Raw genomic sequence first — 24,851 nt, 5'->3', positions numbered from 1 at the left:
CTCCTAGGCAAGGCGCGTATTGTTTCAAAAAAAGGAATAGGTGACTTAATGATTGGGACAAGTGTATCCCGTCAACATGAAAACTTCCTGCAAGTTATTCAAAGCTACTATCAGCTAACGAAGCCCCGAATTATCCCACTGTTGTTAATTACGACAGCAGCAGGGATGTGGATGGCATCCGATGGACAAGTGAATCCCATATTGCTGCTAGTAACCCTGGTGGGTGGTACACTGGCTGCTGCTTCGGCTCAGACGCTGAACTGCATTTATGACCGTGACATCGACTACGATATGATGCGGACGCGCCATCGTCCGATTCCTTCGGGACGAGTGCAACCGCGTGATGCTTTGTTATTTGCGATCGCGTTAGCGTTTCTCTCCTTTACTCTACTCACAGTATTTGCCAACCTGCTAAGTGCGTTGTTGGCAATGTCCGGCATTGTCTTCTACATGCTGATCTACACCCACTTACTGAAACGCCATACAGCGCAAAACATTGTAATTGGCGGTGCGGCTGGGGCAATTCCAGCACTAGTGGGTTGGGCGGCTGTAACAGGTACACTTAGTTGGGCAGCATGGTTGTTATTCGCGATTGTCTTCCTGTGGACACCTCCCCACTTCTGGGCGTTAGCTTTGATGATTCGAGACGACTACGCGAAAGTTGGTATCCCCATGTTGCCCGTTGTGGCGGGTGAAGAGTTTACTACCCGTCAAATCTGGTATTACACATTGCTAGTGGTACCCGCGTCCTTCTTACTGATTTATCCTTTGCATGAGTCGGGTGTTATTTATGGCGTACTTGCCTTAGTCTTGGGAAGCCTTTTCTTGAAAAAAGCATGGCAGCTATTACAAGCACCTACTGACAAGCAACTTGCTCGTTCAATGTTTAAATACTCTATCCTCTACATGATGCTTTTATGTACAGGAATAGTAGTAGATAGCTTGCCAGTTACGCACCAACTAACGGCTGCTGTGGCAGATAACCTACAAGATTTAATTAGTGTTCTTCCCATCATGTAGGTTGTTGTTTAGGCTAAAAAAGCGATCACTTTCGCATTCTCTGTTGTAGGGCGGGCAACTTGCCTGCCCTTAACTATAAATAGACCTCTACTAAATGCAAGAGTTTCTATTTTCTGCTGCCTAGAGTAATAGGAGAGCGTTATCTCATTTCAACGGGTTGTAGATAGTTCTTCAAAGACTCCTTTCATCTCAAAAGGAATTGGATGATTTCGTTAGCCTGTTAAGTGAGATAAGCTCTCATCAAAGCCTTTGCCTGAGGAATTAATGCTTCAATTGCTTCTGGACTAGGTTCAGTTGCTTTCCATGAATCACGTTGCATTAAGCGATCGCACCAACCAATGACTTTTGGATAGTCATCTAGTAGCACACCAATACTAGGAAGCTGAGTCACCAAAGTTCCGGCAGTAATATCGCCTAAAGTGAGGTGATTACTTCCAAAATAAGGCGAATCATCGAGTTGACTTTCAAAAAAGCTCAGCACTGTGTGTACTTGCTGACGAGCCTTCTCCAGCTTTTCGGCGTCGTTTTTGACAAAGCCCATCACCTCACTCGTCAGCCGAATCATTGGAGACCATAATTCAGTAATGCTAAGCATTTGTACCATTCGCACAGTTGCGATCGCTTTAGCCTCGCTAGGCATTAGCGGAGGTATCGGATACTTTACCTCTAGGTAGTCAAGAATTGCCAAAGATTCTACTACCCTAAAACCATCATCGACTAAAACTGGAACGTGGTGAAATGGGTTAAGTTCTAAAAACTCTGGTTGATATTGATCGCCATCTAGCTTGAGTAAAACCTCTTCAAAGGGAAGCCCTTTTTCTAGTAGTGCAATCCACACACGGCGAGAGTTGGCAGAGAGAGGAAGGTGATAAAGCTTTAGCATGGGGTTTGCCTCTTAAACATTAAAACATTCTTTATGCCACGCTTTCAGTAATTCTTGCTCTCGTTCTGGCGATAAGCCAATTTGACCCTGCGCTAAAACTAGCGATCGCTTCGAGGGTTCTGTCGTTGTTTCACGAGTGCTATCCCAAGCTAAAATGTCTTGGACTGTATCAACTAGAGGGCGATAGCTTAGTCCGGCACGAATAGCTTTGCGGCAATCAAAGGAGAAAAAACCAGCAAATTCTGCTTCGGGCAACCAGAATGGTATTTCACTCCAAGGTTTAACTTCCTTTTCTTTCAGGAATTGCTCATCAACCCAGGTAAAGTAGGCATCACTGCCAGTCGCTGTTCTGCAAACTTCAAGCAGTTGCCCCATTGTGAGCAAGTAGTCTGGCCATGTAGCGTTGTAGACACCTGTTTGACGAGCTTCGATCGCCCGGAGAGTCCAGGCAGCCAGATCTCGCACATCGATCAACTGGACTGGACGGTTTGGGCGACCAGGTGCTAGCACTTCGCCGCCTTGAGCTACTCGACGTACCCAGTAGGGAAAGCGATCGCTGTAATCATGGGGGCCAACGAGCATCCCCGCACGGATACTTAAGACACGACCCGGCATAGTCTCCTCGACAATTTGTTCACACAACGCCTTTCGTGCGCCGTATGTTTCGGGGTTTTCTTCATCCTCTAGATGATTGGCATTCGTCAGCACCTCGACAGGGGCGCTTTCGTCCTGTCCTGGCACGTTGGTATTGGCGTAAACCGACAGGCTGGAGATGAATGTATAGTGATCTACCGAATTAACAAGGAGTTCTATCGTTGCTCTTACCACCCGTGGCACGTAGCCACAAGTGTCAATTACTGCATCCCACTGACGACCTTTGAGCGCCTCCAACTCTCCGTCACGATTACCACGTAGTTTCTCAAGGTTAGGAAACAAGTCTGGATTGGTTTGCCCACGGTTGAATAACGTTACTTCATGTCCACCTACCAAGGCAGCTTCCACTAAATAACGACCCAAAAATTCAGTACCACCAAGGATTAGCAGTTTCATCCTTCCTCACTTCGACAAAACGCGATCGACTAAGCCGTATTCTTTCGCTTCCTCAGCAGACAGGAAAAAGTCTCGCTCCGTGTCTTTTTCAATTTTCTCTACAGTCTGCCCTGTTTTTTGAGCGTAGATTTCGTTCAATTGCCGCCGAATCCGCAGAATTTCCCTAGCTTGAATTTCAATATCTAAAGCCTGTCCTTGAGTTCCTGGTGTTGCAGGTTGATGTAGCATAATTCGAGCATGAGGCAGAGCCAATCGTTTGCCTTTAGCTCCGACTGCTAAAAGAAACGATCCCATTGAAGCGGCTAAACCCACACAAGTTGTAACCACATCAGATTTAATACACTGCATCGTGTTGTAAATTGCCATGCCAGCCGTCACAGAACCCCCTGGCGAGTTGATATAGAGCTGGATATCTTTACCAGGTTCTTCCGAATCTAGATAAAGCATCAATGCAACAATCTGATTGGCAATTTCATCATCTACTTCTTTGTTTAAGAAAATAATTCGGTCTCGATAGAGTCGGTTGTAGATGTCAATCCATTGCGAATAGGGTTCGCCAGGAAACTGATAGGGAATTTTAGGCACACCAGTAGACATAAGATACCTACCTTCAAGAAATAGTGCGATCGCAATTTCGGTTGAGTTTGAATTTTGAATGATTAAAGCTAGTAGCTTATGGGGTTAGATATTGGCTGAACCATTCCGCCACAATCCGTTGAAGTTCAGCTATATCTTGTTGCATCTCAGGAGAATTCTCTGCGGCTTCCAGGTCGATGTTATGCTTCAAATTCTCAAAGGTTTGTATGGACAAACGCTTCACCTGATTAGTTTGCTCGTAGTACGGTGCAAGAGCCGCATACAATTCCTCTACCTTGCTTACAGGAAATATGTCGTCCTGCGAACCATGCGCGAATAAAATAGCAGGCATTGGTTGGCGCTGAGTAATTTTTGAAGCATGAGAAACAAAGTCTAAACGTTGTTTAGCAACTTCTGACTCCTCAGTCCAGCGGTAGCGCTTCTCTACCCAAGGATATTGCTCTTTGAGTGTAGGATATGCATTCTGAACGTGACGTTCGTAGTTATCTACAGCAACCGTAAGGTCTTTGGTAACACCAGCTAACACAGCTACTTTAATGGGTAGCGAACTTTCCACCAAGGTGAGCAAAGCAGTAAGACCACCAACCGACCATCCAAACAAACCAATCCCTTCCTTATCATTGATGCTAAATTGTGTTTGCAACGCCCGAACGACATTCGGTAACTCTTGCATGGCTTGTTCCATAGTGGGAAGCAGGGCCCGTAACACGTAGTCTTCTAGCTGTCGTTGCATCATCTCATCAGTGCCACCGACTGGCAGGCGCTTTCCAAATAGTGGCAGTCCGAGATACGCTTTCCAGGCTTGCACCTCTTTAAGCGGAAATGTCTCAGCTAGGTTCTCCTCGCTACCTGGTATACCCGCACCATGCCAAAGGACAATAAGCGGGGCCGATAACCTGGGATTAGCAGGCGGACGAACTACAACAGGGACACCAGCTAGCTCTAGTGATTCTCTGCTAGACATCATTCACTTCCTTTCCTAAGGCTAATTTTTAAAGACTTATCCCCTTTAGAGTCAAAAGATTACCTATTCTCCTCTCCCCTACTATCTCAAGACAGGTATTTTTACAGCGGGAAGGAAGCCGATGTGTTTCGGTAATTCTTTGAAGGTAAATTTCGGCAGGCTTAGTGTTCCAAGTTCTAAAACTTGTCTGACCAGAGGGTGCAGCATTTTTTAGCGTTTTTTGTGTCCACCTCTGGCATGTGCTTTTCAACTAAGGCAAATGTTTCTTAAATTTACCTCATTCATTATTCAGTTTTCTTCAAGTCGAGCGAGAAGCGCATCTGCATATTTGACACAGAGTTCAGTAATTATTTTGCTGTTTTCATCAGCAACTTTAAGTGTGTTATTCGTGATGATGCCCCGCTCTTTGGCGCTTTGTGAAAACTCTATCCAGCTACTATTTTTTAGAACTGATTGAAGAGCTAAGGCAGCTATGTATTCGCGTTTGGTTAGTTTCTCGAATCTTGGTTCAACGTTGCTGATCATCTTTTCGTCAATGTTAGAAAGGCTTGTAGACATTTTTTATTCTCGATGTTTTTGTAGTTAGGACTCTTGTCAAGGAACCATCTCAACGTTATTACGAACGCTCTGTATGAACATTAGAGGCGGCTGCAAGGTGACTCTGCTTAGCAATGTCAGCTAGCACAGTTTGAAGTCTGCTGTTAAGTGGTGAGTGCCAGCCGCCACTGAGATAAAAGTTGAGAGTAATGTTGTCAAAGCTCTCAAACTGTTTGTATCCAAGCGCTGACGGCATTCTTGGACTAACTGGTAGCAGTTGTGTCTCTAGGGTTGCCTTGAATATAGAGTTGTCGTGCCTTGCTTGAGCAAGACGTATCGGCTGACTAAAGGGTGTTACCTCGCCCTCCAACCCTTTATGCTCAAGCTGGAGTTGTGTACCCCCATCAACAGGCAAGAGTGTCCATGTAACGATAGTTGGCTTAGCCATAAAACCACCTCGCCAGGTATAAGAAAGACTCCTTGGCTCATTGAGTTCAATTACTTCACAGTGGATAGCTTCTTCAATTCCTTGTTGTGGATCAGGCTGAAAGCGGAATTTGTGTCCGACTCGTGGCTCAAAGTCGTTATCCATCAGCCACGCTGCCAAGGCACGGCGGTTGGTGAGTACTTGCCAAACTCGTTCTGGGGGATAAGGGTAAAAAACTTCAGTCTTTACGTCTCGGAGCATGGATTTTCCTCCAAATAATTGCCAAGAGCATCTAATCTCTCTTGCCAGAATTGCTCGTAATGGATGAGCCAGTCAGACACTTCTCTTAGAGGTTCAGGGTTTAGGCGATAGAGGCGTTGTCGTCCTGCTTTGCGTTGAGACACCAAGCCAGCTTCACACAGTATTTGCAAGTGCTGAGAGATGGCTGGTAATGACATTTCAAAGGGTTCTGCCAACTGCTTGACAGGTTGTTCACCGTCACGAAGTCGATCTAATAAGGCGCGTCGCGTTGGATCTGCGATCGCTTGAAATATATCAGTACTGGCAGCAGGTCTACTCAACAGTTCAACTCAATATTTAAGCGAATGCTTAACTGTTTTTATGATAGTTAAGCATTTGCTTAAATGTCAAGCCAGATCAAGATGAATAATGTTGCCAATAGATGTGTGATTACTGGGTAGCCACGAAAGCGATCGCATTTTTCAACCTTGCGTATCTTGTGACGTGCCTATGTAATTAAGCCAAAGGGGAAAGGTAGATATAGAATTACCTTGCCCCTTCTGCCAGAAGTTGATATTGCCGATTCAATGTGTACCCAATTATTTAGCTTGGGCTTGCCTAGCTGTTTGAGGGGTTTTAGGCGCTTGTCGCAATCGCTCAAAACTCAAGGCAGCGACTCCTAGAGTAACCAGTAGCATTCCAAACATTTGTAGTGGCAGCAATGCTCTTTGAATAACCACCAATGCTAAAAGCGCTGTTAACGCGGGTCCAGTTGCCCCTAAAATTGACGCTCTCGCCGCACCAATCAAGCTAATACCAATGTTGTTAAACAGATAGCTAACCAGTGTAATCGCCCCTAAAATCACACTACTAACGATTAGATTCGGCCACATCGCCGGGTCAACTTCAAAACGCCAGGATTCTGGCAATGGTCCCGCCAAGCTAAGACCAGAGAAGCCCAGAATGATCACAAAGTTAATCCAACTAAACGGAATTGGGTGTAGCTTTTTTGCACACATTTGCGTCAGGATGACGTAAATAGCGAAGGCAATCCCAGAACCAGCCGCCGCCGCAACCCCCAACCCAGAAAGCTTAGCCGCTCCAGTTGGAACCATGATTAGGACAACTCCCAGCAAGACACAGGCAATAATCGCACTGCGAAATGAGCTAGGGCGATCGCCAAATAACAGCCATGCCAACAGTACAGTAACGATTGGATAGATGAAGAAAATTGTAATTGCCACTCCCGGTGAAATCGGGCCCAAAGCCATATAGATGAGTACTTGGGACACAAATAGAAAGAAGCCACTGCCTATGACTTTGAGAAATAAAGGCTGGTCATTCGACTGAGCAAACTGCTTAATATCTCGCCACATATTGGGGTAAAGAATAGTCGTCAAACCCGTCATCAGCGGTACCACAACTAGCATTCGTAGCCACAGGATGAGTAGTGAATTTCCTACACTTGGAGAAATAAATCCTCCTTGTTCAAATACCCCAAAAATTCGTGACTTGTTGAGAATTACCGTAATAACAATGTTGAGAAACGAGAGTGCTAGCGAGGAAAGGAGAACGAGCAAAAACCCAAGCTGGACTTTTGAGGCGGGTTGAGTGCGAGGTGGCGGCTTGGGAATAGCGGCAGGCGGCTCTGGCTCCGGCACGAGTGGCATGGTCGCCCCTGGTTGTGCTGAAGAAGAAGCAACAGTGGAGTGGTTGTGATTATTCTCTGGATACTCCAGCCTCTCGCGACGAGGTAGGGGAGAAGGGGGTGGTACTGTGGGAGGTGCAACCGGAGGATTCTTAGCCACCAACGACTCAGATTGAATTTCTTCTCTGAGCCGACTCACCAGTGCTTCTAAAATCGCCTCTCCTTGCTGCTCTAGGCTGTACATATGACCCAACTGCTGAGAAAGAGAGCTTTGATAGCTGCTGAGGTCTTGTTGCAACGTTTTGAACGTCGTTCTCAGGGTGGAATCTAAAGAGGCAATGAGCCGATAAGCATTTTCGTTGTAATCACTGGCAGCCGTATCTCTTGATAACGGCATAGAACCTTGCCTTTCCCCTGCTCCTCCGGAGCCGTCGAGGGGCATAGTGCCTCTGTCAGAGACTGATGGGGGAACTGGTAGTTGATTGATCTGCTCTCTTAGTAGTTCTTGGAGCTGGTTCGCTAGAGCTGGAGTGATTTGCTGGACTAATTGTTGTTGTTGAACAATTTGCTGCTGACGCTGGGTTTTGAGCCTTTCGATATCGTCAATCAACTGGGCTTTCTCTCTTTGGAGCCGCTCGACATCTTGAGATAGCTGGACAACAAGATTTTGCCGCAGGTTCTCAATATCCTGAGTCATGGATCTCAAAAGAGCTTCTGCTGCTTGTGGATCACTGGCTCCAACGTTTTCCGGTTGCAAGTCCCGTTGCCCCATTGCGTTTAACCTCTATTGGCAGAAAATAACCTGGTTGAACTAATTGAGTGTCTTGTCTATCTTTCCAGGTTTGTTGTGTTCTTTGTTTTCTTTAAAAGCAGATTCTTTGTCTTAAACACCTGCTGTTCCTTGTCTTAAAAGTTTTCAGGCTGGGGAGGTATTGCCGCTATTGTATTCGAGGGAGAAAGTAAACTGCTAGCAATCTGAGTTTTTAGTGAGTGTGGCAGTGCGGGATGAAAGTATTGATGTAATATTCAAGCACTCCAGCGTTTAGCCTTCATTCACTTAAGGCTCTGTCCCAGTTCCTAAACATCCATGCAAGCACCCCAAGAACACTTTAACCAATTGGAAGCCATTTTTCAGAAATATGCAGAGGCTTTGGAAGCAGACGTGCGAGCTTTGCAAAAGGTGCATGAGACAGAACAATGGCCAAGTGCTTGGAAGCAAATCTACAATTGGCGTTTTGCCCAATGTTTTGTTAGCCAACGAATTTTTCGCAACTGGGCTGCTGATTGCGCGGCATGGAATCTTCTTCCAAAGAGGCTGTATCCGAATCGCGGTAATCGTTGGGAGGAAGTGACGGATATAGAAGAGGACTAGGGAACTTGATGTTTAACCGCCTGTGAGGATGGGTACCTCTACTCGTTCACCCGTTAAGCTGAAGGCACGCGCCTGAGTAATTTTGCCTTTGACCAATTTACCTTTCAATTCCTCAATATCTCCAGTGAAGAAGGTGAGGCGGTTGCCCCGTGTGCGTCCCATTACTTGAGTCGGGTCTTTGGGATTTTGGTCTTCGACTAGGACTTCTTCGACACGACCAAGATAACGCTGTGAGGCTTGAGCAGCTTTGATTGATACTAAATGGTTGAGGCGCTGAAGGCGATCGCTTTTTATTTCCTCACTGAGCTGATCGTCCCATACTGCGGCTGGTGTGCCAGGACGGGGCGAATAAGCTGCCGTATTTAGCAAGTCAAAGCCAATATCCTCTACTAGCTTTAGCGTATTCTCAAACTGTTCTTCCGTTTCTCCAGGGAAGCCGACAATCGCATCTGCACTGATCGAAGCATCGGGCATATACTGACGAATCTTGTCGATGATGCGGCGATATTTCTCATGAGTGTATCCCCGTGACATTGCCTTAAGTATCTCGTTATCTCCCGATTGGAAGGGGATGTGGAAATGCTCACACACCTTCGGTAATTCTGCACAAGCACGAATCAGGCGTTCGGTGAAGTAACGGGGGTGACTGGTCGCAAAGCGGAGGCGTTCTATCCCTGGCACATCGTGAACATAATAAAGCAAATCTGTCAAGGTATGCTGGTGCCGCCCGGACTCGGTAACACCCGGAAGGTCACGTCCGTAGGCATCAATATTTTGTCCTAGTAGTGTTACTTCTTTATACCCCTGCTGCCCTAGTTGCTCCATTTCAGCACGAATTGCTTCTGGCGATCGCGATTGCTCAACGCCTCGGACATTGGGAACGACACAGTAGGTACAACGCTCATTGCAGCCGTAGATGACATTCACCCAAGCCGTCACTTTGCTATCGCGGCGAGGTTTAGTGATGTCTTCAACAATCTGAATTGGTTCTGTTGCAACAATCTGGTTGCCATCAAATACCTGCTCCAGCAAATCTTGGAGACGATTGGCGTGTTGTGGCCCCATGACCAAGTCAAGTTCTGGCACCCGTCGCAGCAAGGCTTCTCCCTCCTGCTGGGCAACACATCCAGTAACGACAAGCGTGAGGTCGGGTTGTTCGTGCTTGCGATGAGCCTGTCTGCCTAAGTAGGAATAAACCTTTTGCTCAGCGTTATCCCGAATTGTGCAGGTGTTGTAGAGGAGTAGATTTGCCTCGTTAGGGTCTTCTGACCACTCAAAGCCCATATCTTCCAAAATGCCAGCCATGCGTTCGGAGTCGGCTTTGTTCATCTGGCAGCCAAAAGTGGTGATGTGGTAGCGGCGAGGAGAGGTCATAACAAGCTCAGGATAATTTCGCAAGGTCTACTTTCAGCAAACCCTTATCAATTATAGATTTTCCTAGTTGTTGGGCTGTAAAGGACGGATTGAATTTTTGAGTTTGTCCTGATGTTGTGTCTTTTCGCTGAATAACGCAGAGGAAACTCTGAAATGGAGATCTACGTATGTGCAACTACATGACCGTATTTTCACTGCAATCCTTTTTAGGAAATTTGAGTGAAAGCTTTGTCATGTTCTCTCACCATGTACTCAGCTATATTGCGGCTGAGTTTACTAAAGAAGATGACAATCGCGGCAGTGGGCGCTAGATGATAGAAAACCGAAGAGTGGTTGAAAACCGCTTGAGCTGAGGAGACGAAGAAATTGAGGTTAGCACTTGCAGAACAACCCGGTTCATAGGAGCCGGGTTTTCGCTTTAGTTGTGGTTTAACACCCCTATCGATTGGTGTGCTGGCTATTACAGAATGACTGGACTTCAGCCCACCGCAAACTCAGTGTACTGTCTCACATGAGGCGCATGATATGCCAGAACGATATCTTGCTTCGGTACTCCCAATGCCACTAGTTGATCAGCGATCGCATTCTCTGTCCCGTCATGCTGCACCCAAATTTTTCCATCCTTAATATCGACATGCAGTACACATCCATAAATACGAGTACTGGCATCTTTCCATCCCACATTTACAAGTTGATAGCGATCGCTCACAGTGTCAAAAATCGTTTCACTTTCAACCGGATCGGAAGGTGATCGCAGTTTAGCGCGTTGGGTAAGCAACTCCTGAATGTATTGACGGTACAAACTTAGCTTATCCATTGTGCAATCTCCTGCTTTTGAGTGTCGTAGACTATGAGCGGAATTTGATTGCGTCCAATTACTTTCTGAATAAATGAGTATTTGAAAAAGCGTTTATGAATGTCCAATGGAACCGCCAAATAAAGCAGTCGCTCTGGATCGTCATCTTCTAGCGCGATACGGTAGTTAATAAATTGCCCAATCGCAGTATGAAACTCAGAAATAGTGGATGTAGCGAGAAATGTTTTTATCTCAACTGCGATTTTTTCATCATCCTTCGTCGCTGCCAGTAACCTTTCCGCCCCCAAATCGATATAAAAATCAACAAATCCTAAATCGATATGGTATGGGTCATGAGTTATTGTCCAACCCTCATTCTGAAGAGCAGTCTTGACAAGTTCATGAAACCTATCCCTAGCGGACATCTTTGATTATCAATCAGGAGTACAAGTCTTCTGTATGGATTTTAACGCGCATCACAGCTCAAACGACCAAGCTTACTGGGCGCAGATAACCTTGATACAGCCGGCTGCGATCGCATCTTGCTTATCCTATGGCAGCTTTTCAAGTTCTGCAATGACGCGACTGATATTAGTAGAAACTCTCAACAAGAACGTAGGCGAGTGAGTAGCAGAACAATTTCATCAATAGCGTGGCGGAGACTGGTGGCAGATTGGTCAGATTGATTTACCATGATGCTGAACACCAAGGATTGATAGCCAAGAACATCCAGATATCCGGATAACGCTGATGCACCCGTTAATGTACCAGTCTTTGCCTGGAGATTACCTTGAGCAGCCGTATTAATAAAGCGGCGGCGGAGTGTACCACTAATACCAGCAACAGGGAGAGAATCACGGTAGACTGCTGCTTGCGGTGTTTGTGCCATGAGTTTGAGGGTTTGAACGATCGCATCTGGACTCACTAAGTTTCGGCGAGATAGTCCCGAACCATCAACTAAAACATAGCTTTCTGGATTAACTCCTAAAGTTGTTAAGGCTTCCTTGATCTCATTAAGCCCGATTTCAACCGAATCTTTGTTCGCCTGAGTATCATCTGATATCTGAAGTGTACGCAACAGCACTTCTGCATAAAGATTGTTACTCTGCTGATTTGTCTCTACTAGCAAAAGGGATAATGGTGCAGATTCAATGGTGGCTAATTCCTGTTCACCCGTTGTACTTGTCTTGGATACCACAGCGCTTGCTACACGGATTCCCTCTTCTGTTAGTACGCGCTGGAAATGCTGCAAGAAGTACTTAGCCGGGTCAAGAATCGCTAGATAGAAGGATTCTTGCTCCGCATCGACGGCTAATTGTCCTCTAATCTGCAACAAGGGTTGACCCAAAACACCAGTCACCTCCACTGTGCTTGGTGCAACGGCTTGGGCTGTTACTGACTGATTTTCAATTTGCCATTGCCTTGATGCGATCGCATCTGCCCATCTTACTTGTAAGGGTTGACCAACCTGTTGAGGGGATAAGGTCAATTCTGCCGCATTTTGATTCAAAATCAGGCTATTTACTGCTGTTCCATAGTCTGATTGAACATCTTCCCACTCCCATGTGGGATTAATCGCATCTCCTTGAAAGTAACCATCATCGACAATCAACTGCTGGACGTTACGAACACCCTGACGCTTTAGCTGTTGTGCCAATTCTCTTAACTGTACATCTGTGAGGCTGGGGTCGCCTCGTCCCACTACCCGCAAGGAACCTACACCAGCCGAATAAATAGATGTCCGAATCCGAAAGTCGGAGCCTAATTGAAGTAAAGCCGCCGCCGTTGTCAGTAACTTAACATTTGAGGCAGGGATAAAGTAGTGTTCTGCCTCACGACGATAGAGGGTATTGTCTTGGTTAACACTTAAACTGTGAGCGATCGCATTTGGCGATAATAGCTCAATCGAAATTCCCCAGCGAGTACGACGTAACTGGGGACGGTCGATTACAGCTTCAATAGCAGATCCTAATTGTGCGGGACACAGAGCTCCAGAAGCCGGATTCTCTTTGTTAGGGAATGCTGAGAGAACAGATGGGGAACTTGACGGTTCTTCAAACGCGATCGCTGCCAGTCGAGATGTAAATAAGGCATTTAAAAAAATTAATAAAAAGATAGGACTTTTACGAATTGCAGCTAGTAGTAAATAGCGCATTGCGCGACTTAGGAACGAAAACTGTTAATAACTCTATATGTAGAGAGAGCTATCAAATTGGCAAGGTTTGATAACATTTGATGTATACAATGATACATCGTAGCAAGCAAGAACTATCTCGCCTGATGATTTTTCCTGTCAAAGCATCAATGCGGCTGCATCAAGGTTAATATCCCATTCATGGCAAAACGCACTCAAAAAAAACGTCAATATTCGCAATCATGGTCAAATCAAATTGACGACATGATTCGTGGGGCTTCAGGTGGTTTCTTATTTGGCATTCCACTAATCTACACAATGGAAGTTTGGTGGATTGGTTCTCAAACACCTCCACCAGTGATGCTGGCTATTCTTGCTACTACCTTTGCGGTTGTTTTTCTACTCAATCGCACTGAAGGATTTCGCAAAACTCAAAGTATGCAGTTTATCGATATAGCGATGGACAGTGTTGAAGTCCTGGCGATTGGTATTGTCTGCTCTACTTTAATACTGTTTCTCTTAAGTGAAATTAAACTTGAAACACCATTAGAGGAAGCACTGGGTAAGATAATCCTTGAAAGTGTACCTTTTGCTCTAGGTGCAGCATTGTCCCGTGCATTTTTAAGTGGCGATCGGTGGTCGTCTACCACTAATACAGAGGACTCTGACAACAAAGGTCAGCAGAAGCAAAAAGCAGACAAACAAGAGATAAACGCAACTCTTGCCGACATTGGCGCAACTTTAATTGGCGCAACAATTATTGCCTTCAACATTGCGCCGACTGATGAAATTCCAATGCTCAATGCATCCGCATCACCATCGTGGCTTTTAGCAATTATTGGGGCATCGCTCATCATTTCCTACGGTATTGTCTTCCAAGCTGGCTTTACTACTCAGAAAAAGCGCCGACAGCAGCAAGGTATCTTTCAGCGTCCAATCAGTGAAACTGTCGCGTCTTATCTTGTGTCACTTTTTGCGGCGGCATTTATGTTGTTTTTTTTCAACCGATTAACTATTGACGACCCGTGGACACTGTGGTTGAGTCAGACAGTATTATTAGGATTACCAGCAAGTATTGGCGGCGCAGCAGGACGCATTGCGCTATGAATGACACTGATTCATCTCCAAAAGAGGAACAAAAGCTGACGCGATCGCCCGCTGAATGGACAACATTTAGTATTGCTTTGCTGATTCTGGCTGCGATCGCTGGATTGATCATTTACAAGTGGGTTACTCTTCAGGATCGACCGCCTGTTCTATCTGTGACACCTAATCCTGAGATTCGTGAAGTACCAGGACAGTATTATGTTCCTTTTTCAATCACCAACACAGGCGGTGAAACGGCTGAGTCAGTCCAGGTAATTGCGGAACTGATTATTAACGGAGAAGTCGAGGAATCCGGCGAACAGCAAATAGATTTTCTCGCCAGTGGAGAAAAGCAGGAAGGTGCGTTTGTATTTAGCCGCGATCCACGAGAGGGGGAACTGAATATTCGGGTTGCCAGCTACAAGCTACCTTAATTTTGATTGCAAAATTTGCCTGAAACTGTAGTCAGCGCAATAGAACACGGAGGAGCAATCGGGGTATCGTAACCTACACAGTGCCGCTATCAAACTAAAGCTAATGCACCGTTGTAGGGTAAGGGAGTCTTGCGTTCACTTCAAAAAGGTTCTCAAGCTATGAAAATCGGCATTATCGGCAGTGGCAATATGGGTCGTTCCCTCGGCATTTTGTGGGCTGAGCAAGGGCATGAGGTGTTTTTTGGTACTCGTGATGCGGAGAAAGGAAAAGCAATAGCTGAAGTTGTAGGACATAGCACAACAGGAGGCACGAATGATGAGGCAGCCGCATTTGGAGACGTACTGCTGTACACCGTCCGGGGCATGAATCCCGCCGAAGTCTTATCCTCAACCGAAGTTCTGTCGGGAAAAATCCTTATTGACTGCAATAATTTTGATGTTCCAGAAGGATTCGCCTACCCACCGATTGTGCAATCCCTAGCGGAGAAGCTAGCCGCAGAAGTTCCCAAGGCTCGTGTTGTCAAAGCCTTCAACACAATGGCACAGGAAGTGTTTGAACTTGCACCAACACCGCTCAAAGACTATAGCGTTTCTGTGTTTGTTGCGGGAGACGATGCTCAAGCAAGGCAAGTGGTGATGTCTTTAGCTGAAGATATTGGCTTTGCTCCTGTGGACTGTGGTGGGTTACGCAACGCCCGCTTGATTGAGGGACTTGGAGATTTTATCCGATTAATGATTATCGGTCAGCTTCAGAATCCCTACGCCACGATTTCTGTTAAGACTCTTCCATCAGCGCAACAACAACGGCTTGGTGGACGGCAGGCTTCTAATCTTAATTGACAGATCCAATGGGGATAAAGTTTGTGATGTAGTCTCAAGCAAAGTATCCCGTTGTTTTACTGATGGCTAAGATGGCATCTCTTTCTGCGATTGTACTGGCAGGTGGACAAAGTTCTCGCATGGGTCGGGACAAAGCGATGATTATGCTTCAAGGTGTCCCGTTACTGCGACAGGTCTGTAGTGTTGCGCTAAATTGCACTACTCAGGTTTATGTTGTAACTCCTTGGCCTGAACGATATCAGCACATCTTACCGGAAGGCTGTCGTGTAATACGGGAAGTTCCTTTACCAGGAGAAACAAAATCCCATGGCCCACTGGTAGGATTTGCCCAAGGGCTAGCTGAGATTGAGACAGATTGGGTACTATTACTTGCCTGTGATTTACCCCAATTACGGGTCAAAGTTTTGCAAGATTGGGCAACAGAATTAGAAAAGACGGCTCCAGATGCGATCGCACTGCTACCTCGACAAGCTCAACGCTGGGAACCCCTTTGTGGTTTTTACCGCTGTCAATGTTTACCACTGCTAATGCAATTCATCAACGAGGGAGGGCGATCATTTCAGCGCTGGCTAGCACAACATCCAGTACAGGAACTGCCAGTCAGTGACCCACAAGTGTTATTTAATTGCAACACACCAATTGACTTAGAACGCCTGATTCGTTCAGAGTCGTTCAACTAAAACAAGCTGGTGACAAGATTTGAACTTGCGACCGGCGGTTTACAAAACCGCTGCTCTACCACTGAGCTACACCAGCAACTAAAAACAATATAGCAAAGTTTGGGACACTACTGTCCAAAAACTCCCCATCGCTTATTTTAGCAAATTTTGCTGTTATTCATCTTCTAAGTTTAGGTTTTACACTGATAGATTGGCGATCGCTAGTTCCTTACAGAGCGGCGACACTGATGCGATCGCTTAAACCCCTAACTGCAAGTTGCTTTATTGAAAAATTATTGATAATCAACACAAATTTTTTTATCTGTTGTACTATCTATTGTCATATCTGTTATTATCGGTAATCCTACCGACTAACCGTAGATTTAAGGAGAACGTTCGTATGCAATTATGGCAACAATTTCCTAAGCTTAAAGTACCCCAGTTGTCAAGTCAACAGCTCACTAGATGGCTTAGACCTTCTTCCCTAAAGAGATTTGTCTCGTTATTTCTCATAGGGGTAAGTATGAGTGTAGCGATCTCCTCCTGCTCTGGTCCTGGCGCAGATACAAGTTCTAGTTCCAGTGGAGGTTCTAGCGCAGCAGGTGCCAAAGGTAATGTTGAGTTGACCCTTGTTTCTTTTGCGGTCACAAGAGCCGCCCATGAAAAGATTATTCCCCAGTTTGTCGAACAATGGAAGAAAGAGCATAACCAAAACGTCTCCTTCAACCAGAGTTATGGTGGGTCGGGTTCTCAAACTCGTGCAGTGATTGATGGCTTAGAAGCTGACGTTGTACACCTAGCACTTGCTCTTGACACCAAGAAGATTGAAAAAGCAGGACTCATCCAACCAGGTTGGGAGCAAGAATCACCTGAGGATGGGATTGTCAGCAAATCTGTTGCTGCAATTGTCACCCGTGAGGGTAATCCGAAAGGCATCAAAACCTGGGAAGACTTGGCAAAACCGGGAGTGAGCGTGATTACCGCTAACCCCAAAACCTCTGGCGGCGCACGCTGGAATTTTTTAGCTTTGTGGGGTTCTGTAACTAAAACGGGTGCAGATGAGACAAAAGCACTTGACTTAACCACGAAGGTTATCAAGAACGCACCCATACTCCCCAGAGATGCTCGTGAAGCGAGTGATGTATTCTTCAAGCAAGGTCAGGGAGATGCCTTAATTAACTACGAAAACGAGATGATTTTGGCAGGACAAAACGGAGAGAAACTTCCCTATGTTGTGCCTGATGTCAACATCTCCATTGACAACCCAATCGCCGTTGTAGACAAAAATGTTGATAAACATGGCACTCGTGAAGTTGCTGAAGCCTTTGTCAAGTTTTTGTACACTCCAGAAGCCCAACGAGAATTTGCCAACGTAGGATTCCGTCCAGTTGACCCTACAGTAGCCAAAGAAGTGGAAAGCAAGTTCCCTAAAGTTAAAACCCTCTTCACTGTTAAAGATTTAGGGGGATGGGACGAGATTCAGAGCAAGTTCTTTGAGGACGGTGCTGTTTTCGACAAAATTCAAGCCAAAGCGTAGACAAGAGATGCTAGCAGAACCCCCAGCTAGCAATAGCTACTAAGTAATTAGCGGTTAGTTGTTCGTCACCAATAACCAATAACTACCTAAACAATGACCACATCTTCTCCTTCCCAGCCAACTCCTGCTTGGCAAAATCCAGTTCGCCGCCTTTTTGGGCTTTCCTGGCCTTGGCGAATCACACTAGGCTATCTCACGATTATGCTGCTACTACCTGTAGCGGCACTGGCATTAAAAGCTAGCACCGAGTCACCCGCTGATTTTTGGCGGATTGCAACTAGTCCCATTGCTCTCTCTACCTATGAAGTCACCTTTGTCACCGCCTTAGTAGCAGCACTGATAAATGGTGTCTTCGGGGTTTTAATCGCCTGGGTTTTGGTTCGCTATGATTTTCCATTCAAGCGAATTATTGATGCGGCGATTGATTTACCGTTTGCTCTACCCACCTCAGTTGCTGGTTTAACCATAGCAACGGTTTACAGCGATAACGGTTGGATCGGTTCGCTGCTAGCACCGTTCGGGATTAAGATAGCTTTCACCCGTTTGGGGGTAGGCATTGCGATGATATTCATCTCCTTGCCTTTCGTTGTACGGACGTTGCAGCCAGTATTGCAGGAAATGGAACATGAGGTAGAAGAAGCTGCCTGGTGCTTGGGTGCCTCGCAATGGGAAACGTTTTGGCGTGTGGTTCTCCCTCCATTGTTTCCAGCGATTTTGACAGGTGTTGCGCTGGGATTTTCTCGTGCCGTTGGCGAATACGGTTCAGTAGTGATTGTGGCTTCTAACGTTCCTTTTAAAGACTTAATTGCCTCAGTGCTGATTATCCAACGCCTAGAGCAGTACGACTATAGCGGCGCAACTGTAATTGGTACTGTTCTGTTGTTGATTTCGCTGTTAATTCTGCTAGCGATTAACGTGTTACAAGCTTGGGGACGACGCTATGAACTCTAATGTAGTCGGAAAATCGTTTAATCCAGAGTCACTGGATACTCCGCCAGCTTCCCAAAAACGTGAAGGTAGTTGGGTAAAGATTGCTTTGATTCTTGTGGCGATCGCATATTTAGCGCTAATCTTATTCATTCCTGCCCTCAACGTCTTTGTCCAAGCTTTTAAACAAGGTTTTGGCCCCTTCTTCGGTAACTTGACGGAATCGGCTTTCGCCCACGCTGTTTGGCTTACTGTAATCATTGCTCTGATTGTCGTACCCATAAATACCGTATTTGGACTTTGTGCCGCTTGGGTAATTGCACGGAATCAATTTCGGGGTCGAACCTTTCTGATTAGCCTCTTAGACATCCCCTTTGCCGTATCTCCTGTTGTGGCTGGTCTAATGATAGTGCTGCTTTATGGGCGCAATGGTTGGTTTGGTCCTTGGTTAGAGGCACATAACATCAAGATTATTTTCGCGATGCCTGCAATGGTACTGGCAAGTTCGTTTATCACTCTCCCCTTTGTCGCTCGTGAAGTCATTCCTGTCCTAGAAGATGCTGGTGCTGAGCAAGAAGAAGCTGCTAAAACTTTAGGCGCTCAGGATTGGCAAATCTTCTGGCGTGTCACCCTTCCTAACATCCGCTGGGGCCTGTTGTATGGTGTTCTCCTAACCAACGCCAGAACCATGGGTGAATTTGGGGCAGTATCCGTTGTCTCTGGCAACATTGCCCGCAAAACTCAAACCTTACCCCTGTTTGTTGAAGAAGCTTACAAGCAGTATGCAACTCAAGCCGCCTACTCAGCTGCTGTTCTGCTTGCAGGACTTGCCTTAGTTACTCTCGTACTCAAAGAAATTTTAGAGCGTAGAACCCGTATTAAGGACACTTGAAGAGGACAACCATGACCACTCATAGCATTAATGATGTCCAAGAAAAGCGACTAGAACCGCTTCAATTAACCGAAGAAAACGAGACTCCAGGTTCTAGTAGACCCACTCACACTCGCATCCGTGTTCGCATTCCCAAAGAGTACAACGATGAACCTGTCATCTCGCGGCTGGTTTCTCACCATGGCGTAACGGTGAATATCGCCGCTGCTCTCTTGGGCGCGAATGCGCGAGATGATGGCTGGTTTGACCTGGAACTGCGAGGTACAAGCCGCCAAATACAAAGCGCTTTAATCTACTTAGATGAAATGGATTTGGAAATCTGGGGGGAATCAGATACAGAAAAAGATGGTTGGTGAGTTGTTGTTAGTTGTTGGTATTTAGTTGTTAGTTTTTAGTAGATGAGTTTTGCAAATAACCAACAACCAACAACCACTTCAAGCCATACTAGTTTCAATCGCCCAGCGTGCCAACTCGGTGCGGTTGTGGAGACCTGTTTTGCCCAGCATATTGGAAACATGACTCTCTATGGTTCGCTGGCTTACATTCATTTGCTCAGCAATTTCTCGATTCGCCATCCCCCGTGCGACGAATTGAACAACCTTTAGTTCTGTTGGTGTCAGCTCTACATCAAAAGGCACCTGAATTCTAGGTGCAGCGTCTGCGGTAGCGTTAGAATGATGAATCAAGCGAGTGGCTTGCTTGAGTGATGATTCCACCTGCGCTACGAGTTCTTCTGGCTCAAATGGCTTCACCATATAGACATCAGCACCTGTGTTAAGTCCTCTTACTCGGTCTTGGCTTTGACCTTTTGCCGAGAGGAATAGTACTGGAATCCAACTGGTACGGGGGTCTTGTCTGACATGCTCGACTAATGCATAGCCATCCATCTCTGGCATCATGACATCACAGATGATCATGTCAGGAATGTCTTGCTCTAGAACCTCTAGTGCCTCTCGACCATTCTCAGCTGTGACGACTTCATATCCCCGAAACTCTAGGTAATCCTTAACTAGCAAGATAAGGTTGGGGTCATCATCAATCAGCAGCAGTCGCTTGTTATCTCTAACACCATTTTCTTTCATAACTTGTGATAATTGTTATGCTTTGCTTGCTGAGATTAATTAGTTTTTTGTTTTGTCATTATCCGCAAGACTGTTTAAACGCTACGAAATTCGCTACAGCCGAAGTTATACAAGTCGAGAATCTCTGCCATCACTTGCTTAGGAGCAAGATTTATTTGGATGCGATCTGCGCTTCCCTTTACTCGCTTCGCTATCGCAAGAAAGGCAGTAGAGGAATGAATGGAATTATACACAGTAAGTACTATGTTAATTTATCAGGAACGATGATAATGAGGTGCCTGTTCTATCTATTCAGAAAGAATTTCGTCGGTTTGTTTTATCTTCTCTAAGGCATGAGTTGGGGATTGGACAATTTGTGGTAATGGATGAATTGCGATCGCATAGTCTTCCACAACCTGGTTCCCAATCAAATGCTCCTGAATAATCCGTTCAATCACATCCGGTGTCGCATTGCGATACCATACACCATCCGGGTAAACGACCATCAGCGGACCAGAGGCACAAACTCGTAGACAATTTGCTTTTGTGCGGAAGACACAGCTTGGTTGAGATTCAGTTGGTTGATCGAGGTTTAACTCTTTGAGGCGCTTTTTTAAGTAGTCCCAGGCTTCTAGCCCAGCTTCTTTTGAGCAGCATTTGGGTTTAGTTTGATCAGCACAAATGAAAATATGTCGCTGAATTTGATTGATTCCCAAGCTTTTAATACAAGCTGTCAATGCGCTTTTGTCTGAAGCACTATTTGTGTTTAAGGCTTCACAACTGCATGATTCTGCTAGATTATCGTCAGTTTTGTTGGCTTGCATAGCTACTGAATAGTTGACTTAAAATTTTCCCCACAGACGCTCAAGCGCCCCGGCTAATACTATATCTACCCCCGGATTGAGGTAGTTGGATACTAGCTGTGATTCAACCACCTCTAAGTTTTAAGTATTCTTACTTAGTTCTGGAGCAAAGGTTTCTGGTCTTTTTATACAAATAAAATTCCTTCAATGGCTATCTAAGTGCCTTCCTACATGAATTGTAGGTATAACTGAGCTATTAGTTCGGGAACCCGTACAAGAAAATTTGTTGCAATTACCTGCTTAGGTTGAGTAAATTAGCACTCAGGAGCTGAGAGTGCTAACTCAGCCGAAAGAAGTAGACAGGAGAGATTTGTATGGCCGCTGTATCTCTGAGTGTTTCCACCGTTAAACCGTTGGGCGATCGCGTCTTCGTCAAGGTGAGCGCTGCTGAAGAGAAGACCGCTGGGGGCATTTTGCTACCCGATAACGCAAAAGAGAAGCCCCAAATTGGGGAAATCGTTGCAACCGGACCTGGGAAGCGCAACGACGATGGCTCCCGCTCTGAACCCGAAGTCAAAGTTGGCGACAAGGTTCTCTATTCCAAGTACGCTGGTACCGATATCAAACTAGGTACCGACGAGTACGTCCTGCTATCGGAAAAAGACATTCTCGCGATCGTCTCTTAAGTAAAAGCGATTAGCTTTTTTGTCAGTTGCAAACGAATAGCAACTGAACCCTAACCACTGACCCTTTCACAAATAGTTCTTTTACTGACTGAACTAAACATATATGGCTAAACGCATCATTTACAACGAAAACGCTCGTCGCGCCCTGGAAAAGGGAATGGATATTCTGGCAGAAGCCGTCGCTGTTACCCTTGGTCCCAAGGGTCGGAACGTTGTCCTAGAGAAGAAGTTTGGTGCTCCTCAAATCGTTAATGACGGGGTCACCATTGCTAAAGAGATTGAACTGGAAGACCACGTTGAGAACACTGGCGTTGCTTTGATTCGCCAAGCGGCTTCCAAAACCAATGATGCGGCTGGTGACGGTACCACAACAGCAACCGTACTGGCTCACGCGATGGTCAAAGAAGGCTTGCGTAACGTTGCGGCTGGTGCAAATGCGATTGCCCTAAAGCGTGGGATTGATAAGGCAACTGTCTACCTAGTAGAAAAGATTGCTGAACACGCTAAGCAAGTTGAAGACTCAAAAGCGATCGCGCAAGTTGCTGCAATCTCTGCGGGTAACGACGATGAAGTCGGTCAGATGATTGCTCAAGCGATGGACAAAGTGGGCAAAGAAGGTGTGATTTCCTTGGAAGAAGGGAAGTCGATGACCACTGAATTGGAAATCACCGAAGGGATGCGCTTTGACAAAGGCTACATCTCCCCTTACTTCGCCACCGACATGGAGCGGATGGAAGCGGTTCTCGAAGAGCCTTTCATCCTGCTAACCGATAAGAAAATCACCTTGGTACAAGACTTGGTACCTGTTCTGGAGCAAGTGGCTCGTTCCGGTCGTCCTTTGGTGATTATCGCTGAAGATATTGAGAAAGAAGCCCTCGCCACTCTGGTTGTCAACCGTCTGCGGGGTGTACTGAACGTCGCCGCAATCAAGGCTCCTGGATTTGGCGATCGCCGCAAAGCGATGCTCGAAGACATCGCCGTTCTCACGGGTGGTCAAGTGATCACCGAAGACGCTGGTCTGAAGCTAGACAACACCAAGTTGGATATGCTAGGCAAAGCCCGTCGTATCACCATTACCAAAGACAACACCACCATCGTTGCTGAAGGTAACGATGTGGCGGTTAAGAGCCGTTGCGAGCTGCTTCGTCGTCAAATCGATGAAACTGAGTCTTCCTACGACAAGGAAAAACTGCAAGAGCGCTTAGCGAAGCTTGCTGGTGGTGTTGCCGTTGTGAAAGTTGGCGCGGCTACTGAAACCGAAATGAAAGACCGCAAGCTGCGTCTGGAAGATGCGATCAACGCAACAAAAGCGGCTGTGGAAGAAGGTATTGTTCCTGGTGGTGGTACAACCCTGGCACACCTCTCTCCTCATCTAGAAGCTTGGGCAAACGAAACATTGACAGGGGAAGCCCTGACTGGTGCTTTGATTGTTGCCCGTGCGCTTGCTGCACCTCTAAAGCGGATTGCTGAAAACGCGGGTCAAAACGGTGCAGTTATTGCTGAGCGTGTGAAAGAGAAGGACTTCAACGTTGGCTTCAACGCGGCAACCAATGAGTTTGTCGATATGTTTGAAGCGGGTATCGTTGACCCTGCTAAAGTTACTCGTTCTGCTCTGCAAAATGCCGCCTCGATCGCAGGTATGGTGCTGACGACAGAGTGCATTGTCGTTGACAAGCCTGAGCCGAAGGATAACGCTGCTGCTGGCGCTGGTGCTGGCATGGGTGGCGACTTCGACTACTAAATAGTTAGTCGGTAGAAGCAATCGACATATTGCTTGTACTAGAGGTCACGTATCTTAAGCTAAATCAGGAATAAATTAAGCCGCCTCTATACAGAGACGGCTTTCACTGTTTATTAAGGGACTTCCAAGAAATAAATTATCCAAGGTGTGCAGCTAACTCAGATATACCCCACGCTAGAGAAGTAATCCTTTACCTCCCTTTCATCGCTATGAGCAACGACACAATCAAACTTTATGAACCAATCAATCTTCTGAAACAGGTTGGCGAAGATATTTGGATCGTTGATGGTTCGATCGTGCAGATGGCAATGTATGGAACAAAGGTGCCTTTCCCAACCCGGATGACGATTGTGCGACTGAGCAATGGCGGGCTATGGTGCCATTCACCAACAGAATTGACTCTAGAACTGAAGGCTCAAATTGACTCCCTTGGTTCACTACGCCATCTCATTTCGCCTAATAAAATTCATTACGCCCATATCGGTGCTTGGGCTAGCGCCTATCCAGAAGCAGTAGCATGGGCATCTCCAGGTGTTCGCGATCGTGCCGCACAGCAGAAAATTGAAGTAAATTTTGATGCTGACTTGGAAGATGAACCACCACCTCAGTGGGTAGCAGACCTAGACCAACTAATCTTTCGTGGCAGTCGATTTATGGAAGAAGTCGTCTTTTTCCACCGCAGGAGCGCTACTCTCATCCTCGCTGATCTCATCGAAAACTTTGAACTGAACAAAGTGAGTCAGCGATTGCATTGGCTACTTAAATTAGGGGGTATTGCTGATCCTGATGGAAAAATTCCCTTGGATTTGCGAATGACATTTTTGGGAAAAAAGGAACAGGCACGTAGCTGCTTAAAGCGAATACTTCAGTGGAACCCTGAAAAAATTATCTTATCCCACGGTCGTTGGTATGAGAATAATGGTACTGCTGAATTACGTCGCGCTTTTCGCTGGCTTGAATAACTTTTAGGCATAACCTGCAACTTGCAGAAATAATAATCTGTTGAGACGAGCCAATCAATCCCTGATCTGAGCATCGTCGTTCTGGAATATTTGCCTAAAAGGAGACAAATTAGGGTTGCGTTAGTCAGGAGATGATTAAAAAATTGCCTTGGAAAAATTGCAAGCTGAAGCAATTCACAGT

At 46.0% G+C, this 24,851-nt stretch carries 29 protein-coding genes and 1 tRNA gene; 14 read left to right on the top strand and 16 right to left on the bottom strand.

Annotated elements, in window-relative coordinates:
• The first annotated feature begins 48 nt into the window (after positions 1-48).
• On the top strand, positions 49-1,020 hold the full coding sequence (locus H6F98_RS16370; RefSeq protein WP_192219764.1) for a heme o synthase: 972 nt from the start codon (positions 49-51) through the stop codon (positions 1,018-1,020).
• Between the two features lie 220 nt (positions 1,021-1,240).
• Here the strand turns inward: H6F98_RS16370 and H6F98_RS16365 are convergent, their stop codons facing one another.
• The 8 genes from H6F98_RS16365 to H6F98_RS16330 form a co-directional block, all read right to left on the bottom strand.
• Positions 1,241-1,903, bottom strand: coding sequence for a glutathione S-transferase family protein (locus H6F98_RS16365; RefSeq protein WP_192219763.1), 663 nt, complete (start codon positions 1,901-1,903; stop codon positions 1,241-1,243).
• 12 nt (positions 1,904-1,915) lie between these two features.
• Positions 1,916-2,953 (bottom strand): SDR family oxidoreductase, encoded by a 1,038-nt coding sequence (locus H6F98_RS16360; RefSeq protein WP_192219762.1) that lies wholly within the window; start codon positions 2,951-2,953, stop codon positions 1,916-1,918.
• 6 nt (positions 2,954-2,959) lie between these two features.
• A complete protein-coding gene (locus H6F98_RS16355) occupies positions 2,960-3,550 on the bottom strand; it encodes an ATP-dependent Clp protease proteolytic subunit (protein ID WP_192219761.1) in 591 nt (196 codons plus the stop codon).
• A gap of 76 nt (positions 3,551-3,626) precedes the next feature.
• Positions 3,627-4,517 (bottom strand): S9 family peptidase, encoded by an 891-nt coding sequence (locus H6F98_RS16350; RefSeq protein WP_192219760.1) that lies wholly within the window; start codon positions 4,515-4,517, stop codon positions 3,627-3,629.
• 285 nt (positions 4,518-4,802) lie between these two features.
• Positions 4,803-5,072 (bottom strand): hypothetical protein, encoded by a 270-nt coding sequence (locus H6F98_RS16345; protein ID WP_192219759.1) that lies wholly within the window; start codon positions 5,070-5,072, stop codon positions 4,803-4,805.
• 58 nt (positions 5,073-5,130) lie between these two features.
• Complete coding sequence (locus H6F98_RS16340; RefSeq protein ID WP_192219758.1) at positions 5,131-5,739, bottom strand: SRPBCC domain-containing protein; 609 nt, start codon at positions 5,737-5,739, stop codon at positions 5,131-5,133.
• Complete coding sequence (locus tag H6F98_RS16335; RefSeq protein WP_192219757.1) at positions 5,724-6,059, bottom strand: helix-turn-helix transcriptional regulator; 336 nt, start codon at positions 6,057-6,059, stop codon at positions 5,724-5,726. Before H6F98_RS16335 ends, H6F98_RS16340 begins: the two co-directional genes overlap by 16 nt.
• Before the next feature lie 258 nt (positions 6,060-6,317).
• Entirely contained in the window at positions 6,318-8,138 is a 1,821-nt protein-coding gene (locus H6F98_RS16330; RefSeq protein ID WP_192219756.1) for a DMT family transporter, read from the bottom strand.
• 315 nt (positions 8,139-8,453) lie between these two features.
• Between H6F98_RS16330 and H6F98_RS16325 the strand changes: the two genes are divergently transcribed.
• On the top strand, positions 8,454-8,738 hold the full coding sequence (locus H6F98_RS16325) for a hypothetical protein (protein ID WP_192219755.1): 285 nt from the start codon (positions 8,454-8,456) through the stop codon (positions 8,736-8,738).
• Between the two features lie 12 nt (positions 8,739-8,750).
• On the opposite strand, the gene miaB is transcribed toward H6F98_RS16325, so the two are convergent.
• A complete protein-coding gene (gene miaB, locus H6F98_RS16320; protein WP_192219754.1) occupies positions 8,751-10,112 on the bottom strand; it encodes a tRNA (N6-isopentenyl adenosine(37)-C2)-methylthiotransferase MiaB in 1,362 nt (453 codons plus the stop codon).
• A 179-nt stretch (positions 10,113-10,291) separates the two neighbouring features.
• Here miaB and H6F98_RS34105 point away from each other — a divergent pair, with 179 nt between their 5' ends.
• Positions 10,292-10,423: a hypothetical protein gene (locus H6F98_RS34105; protein ID WP_277927591.1), complete on the top strand. Its 132-nt coding sequence runs from the start codon at positions 10,292-10,294 to the stop codon at positions 10,421-10,423.
• Positions 10,424-10,590: 167 nt separating this feature from the next.
• On the opposite strand, the gene H6F98_RS16315 is transcribed toward H6F98_RS34105, so the two are convergent.
• The 3 genes from H6F98_RS16315 to dacB all read right to left on the bottom strand — a co-directional run bounded on the left by H6F98_RS16315 (position 10,591) and on the right by dacB (position 13,063).
• Entirely contained in the window at positions 10,591-10,929 is a 339-nt protein-coding gene (locus tag H6F98_RS16315; RefSeq protein ID WP_192219753.1) for a XisI protein, read from the bottom strand.
• Positions 10,917-11,333, bottom strand: coding sequence for an element excision factor XisH family protein (locus H6F98_RS16310; RefSeq protein WP_192219752.1), 417 nt, complete (start codon positions 11,331-11,333; stop codon positions 10,917-10,919). The genes H6F98_RS16315 and H6F98_RS16310 overlap by 13 nt, the downstream gene beginning before the upstream one ends.
• Before the next feature lie 179 nt (positions 11,334-11,512).
• Positions 11,513-13,063, bottom strand: coding sequence for a D-alanyl-D-alanine carboxypeptidase/D-alanyl-D-alanine-endopeptidase (gene dacB, locus H6F98_RS16305; RefSeq protein WP_192219751.1), 1,551 nt, complete (start codon positions 13,061-13,063; stop codon positions 11,513-11,515).
• A 180-nt stretch (positions 13,064-13,243) separates the two neighbouring features.
• On the opposite strand from dacB, the gene H6F98_RS16300 reads away from it, so the two are divergent.
• From H6F98_RS16300 to H6F98_RS16285, 4 genes are all read left to right on the top strand, one after another.
• Positions 13,244-14,149, top strand: coding sequence for a TIGR02587 family membrane protein (locus H6F98_RS16300; protein ID WP_192219750.1), 906 nt, complete (start codon positions 13,244-13,246; stop codon positions 14,147-14,149).
• Positions 14,146-14,562 (top strand): TIGR02588 family protein, encoded by a 417-nt coding sequence (locus H6F98_RS16295; RefSeq protein WP_192219749.1) that lies wholly within the window; start codon positions 14,146-14,148, stop codon positions 14,560-14,562. The genes H6F98_RS16300 and H6F98_RS16295 overlap by 4 nt, the downstream gene beginning before the upstream one ends.
• A gap of 159 nt (positions 14,563-14,721) precedes the next feature.
• The gene (locus H6F98_RS16290) at positions 14,722-15,402 is read left to right on the top strand and encodes an NADPH-dependent F420 reductase (protein WP_192219748.1); all 681 of its coding nucleotides are present in this window, start codon (positions 14,722-14,724) and stop codon (positions 15,400-15,402) included.
• A gap of 71 nt (positions 15,403-15,473) precedes the next feature.
• A complete protein-coding gene (locus H6F98_RS16285; RefSeq protein ID WP_192219747.1) occupies positions 15,474-16,082 on the top strand; it encodes a molybdenum cofactor guanylyltransferase in 609 nt (202 codons plus the stop codon).
• A gap of 4 nt (positions 16,083-16,086) precedes the next feature.
• Here the strand turns inward: H6F98_RS16285 and H6F98_RS16280 are convergent.
• Positions 16,087-16,158, bottom strand: a tRNA-Thr gene (locus H6F98_RS16280).
• 303 nt (positions 16,159-16,461) lie between these two features.
• Between H6F98_RS16280 and H6F98_RS16275 the strand changes: the two genes are divergently transcribed.
• From H6F98_RS16275 to H6F98_RS16260, 4 genes are all read left to right on the top strand, one after another.
• A complete protein-coding gene (locus H6F98_RS16275) occupies positions 16,462-17,598 on the top strand; it encodes a sulfate ABC transporter substrate-binding protein (protein ID WP_192219746.1) in 1,137 nt (378 codons plus the stop codon).
• 93 nt (positions 17,599-17,691) lie between these two features.
• Positions 17,692-18,549 (top strand): sulfate ABC transporter permease subunit CysT, encoded by an 858-nt coding sequence (gene cysT, locus H6F98_RS16270; protein ID WP_192219745.1) that lies wholly within the window; start codon positions 17,692-17,694, stop codon positions 18,547-18,549.
• Positions 18,539-19,417 carry a sulfate ABC transporter permease subunit CysW gene (cysW, locus tag H6F98_RS16265; protein WP_192219744.1) on the top strand — a complete coding sequence of 293 codons (879 nt, stop codon included), beginning with the start codon at positions 18,539-18,541 and terminating at the stop codon, positions 19,415-19,417. Before cysT ends, cysW begins: the two co-directional genes overlap by 11 nt.
• A gap of 11 nt (positions 19,418-19,428) precedes the next feature.
• Complete coding sequence (locus H6F98_RS16260; RefSeq protein WP_192219743.1) at positions 19,429-19,773, top strand: NIL domain-containing protein; 345 nt, start codon at positions 19,429-19,431, stop codon at positions 19,771-19,773.
• Between the two features lie 78 nt (positions 19,774-19,851).
• On the opposite strand, the gene H6F98_RS16255 is transcribed toward H6F98_RS16260, so the two are convergent.
• The 3 genes from H6F98_RS16255 to H6F98_RS16245 all read right to left on the bottom strand — a co-directional run bounded on the left by H6F98_RS16255 (position 19,852) and on the right by H6F98_RS16245 (position 21,302).
• The gene (locus tag H6F98_RS16255; RefSeq protein WP_192219742.1) at positions 19,852-20,499 is read right to left on the bottom strand and encodes a response regulator transcription factor; all 648 of its coding nucleotides are present in this window, start codon (positions 20,497-20,499) and stop codon (positions 19,852-19,854) included.
• A gap of 74 nt (positions 20,500-20,573) precedes the next feature.
• Positions 20,574-20,732: a hypothetical protein gene (locus tag H6F98_RS16250; RefSeq protein ID WP_192219741.1), complete on the bottom strand. Its 159-nt coding sequence runs from the start codon at positions 20,730-20,732 to the stop codon at positions 20,574-20,576.
• Between the two features lie 54 nt (positions 20,733-20,786).
• Positions 20,787-21,302, bottom strand: a complete 516-nt coding sequence (locus tag H6F98_RS16245; RefSeq protein ID WP_192219740.1) for a ferredoxin — start codon at positions 21,300-21,302, stop codon at positions 20,787-20,789.
• Between the two features lie 353 nt (positions 21,303-21,655).
• Here H6F98_RS16245 and groES point away from each other — a divergent pair, with 353 nt between their 5' ends.
• The 3 genes from groES (at position 21,656) to H6F98_RS16230 (ending at position 24,670) form a co-directional block, all read left to right on the top strand.
• Positions 21,656-21,967 (top strand): co-chaperone GroES, encoded by a 312-nt coding sequence (gene groES / locus H6F98_RS16240; protein WP_192219739.1) that lies wholly within the window; start codon positions 21,656-21,658, stop codon positions 21,965-21,967.
• 103 nt (positions 21,968-22,070) lie between these two features.
• Complete coding sequence (groL, locus tag H6F98_RS16235) at positions 22,071-23,708, top strand: chaperonin GroEL (protein WP_192219738.1); 1,638 nt, start codon at positions 22,071-22,073, stop codon at positions 23,706-23,708.
• A gap of 209 nt (positions 23,709-23,917) precedes the next feature.
• Complete coding sequence (locus H6F98_RS16230; RefSeq protein ID WP_192219737.1) at positions 23,918-24,670, top strand: DUF4336 domain-containing protein; 753 nt, start codon at positions 23,918-23,920, stop codon at positions 24,668-24,670.
• The last annotated feature ends 181 nt before the right edge of the window (positions 24,671-24,851 follow it).

The sequence above is a fragment of the Microcoleus sp. FACHB-SPT15 genome (assembly GCF_014849525.1).
GTDB classification, from domain to species: Bacteria; Cyanobacteriota; Cyanobacteriia; order Cyanobacteriales; family Coleofasciculaceae; genus Symplocastrum; species Symplocastrum torsivum.
Note: the sequence above shows the minus strand (reverse complement) of the source record. Positions and strands in the feature narration are given on the sequence as shown.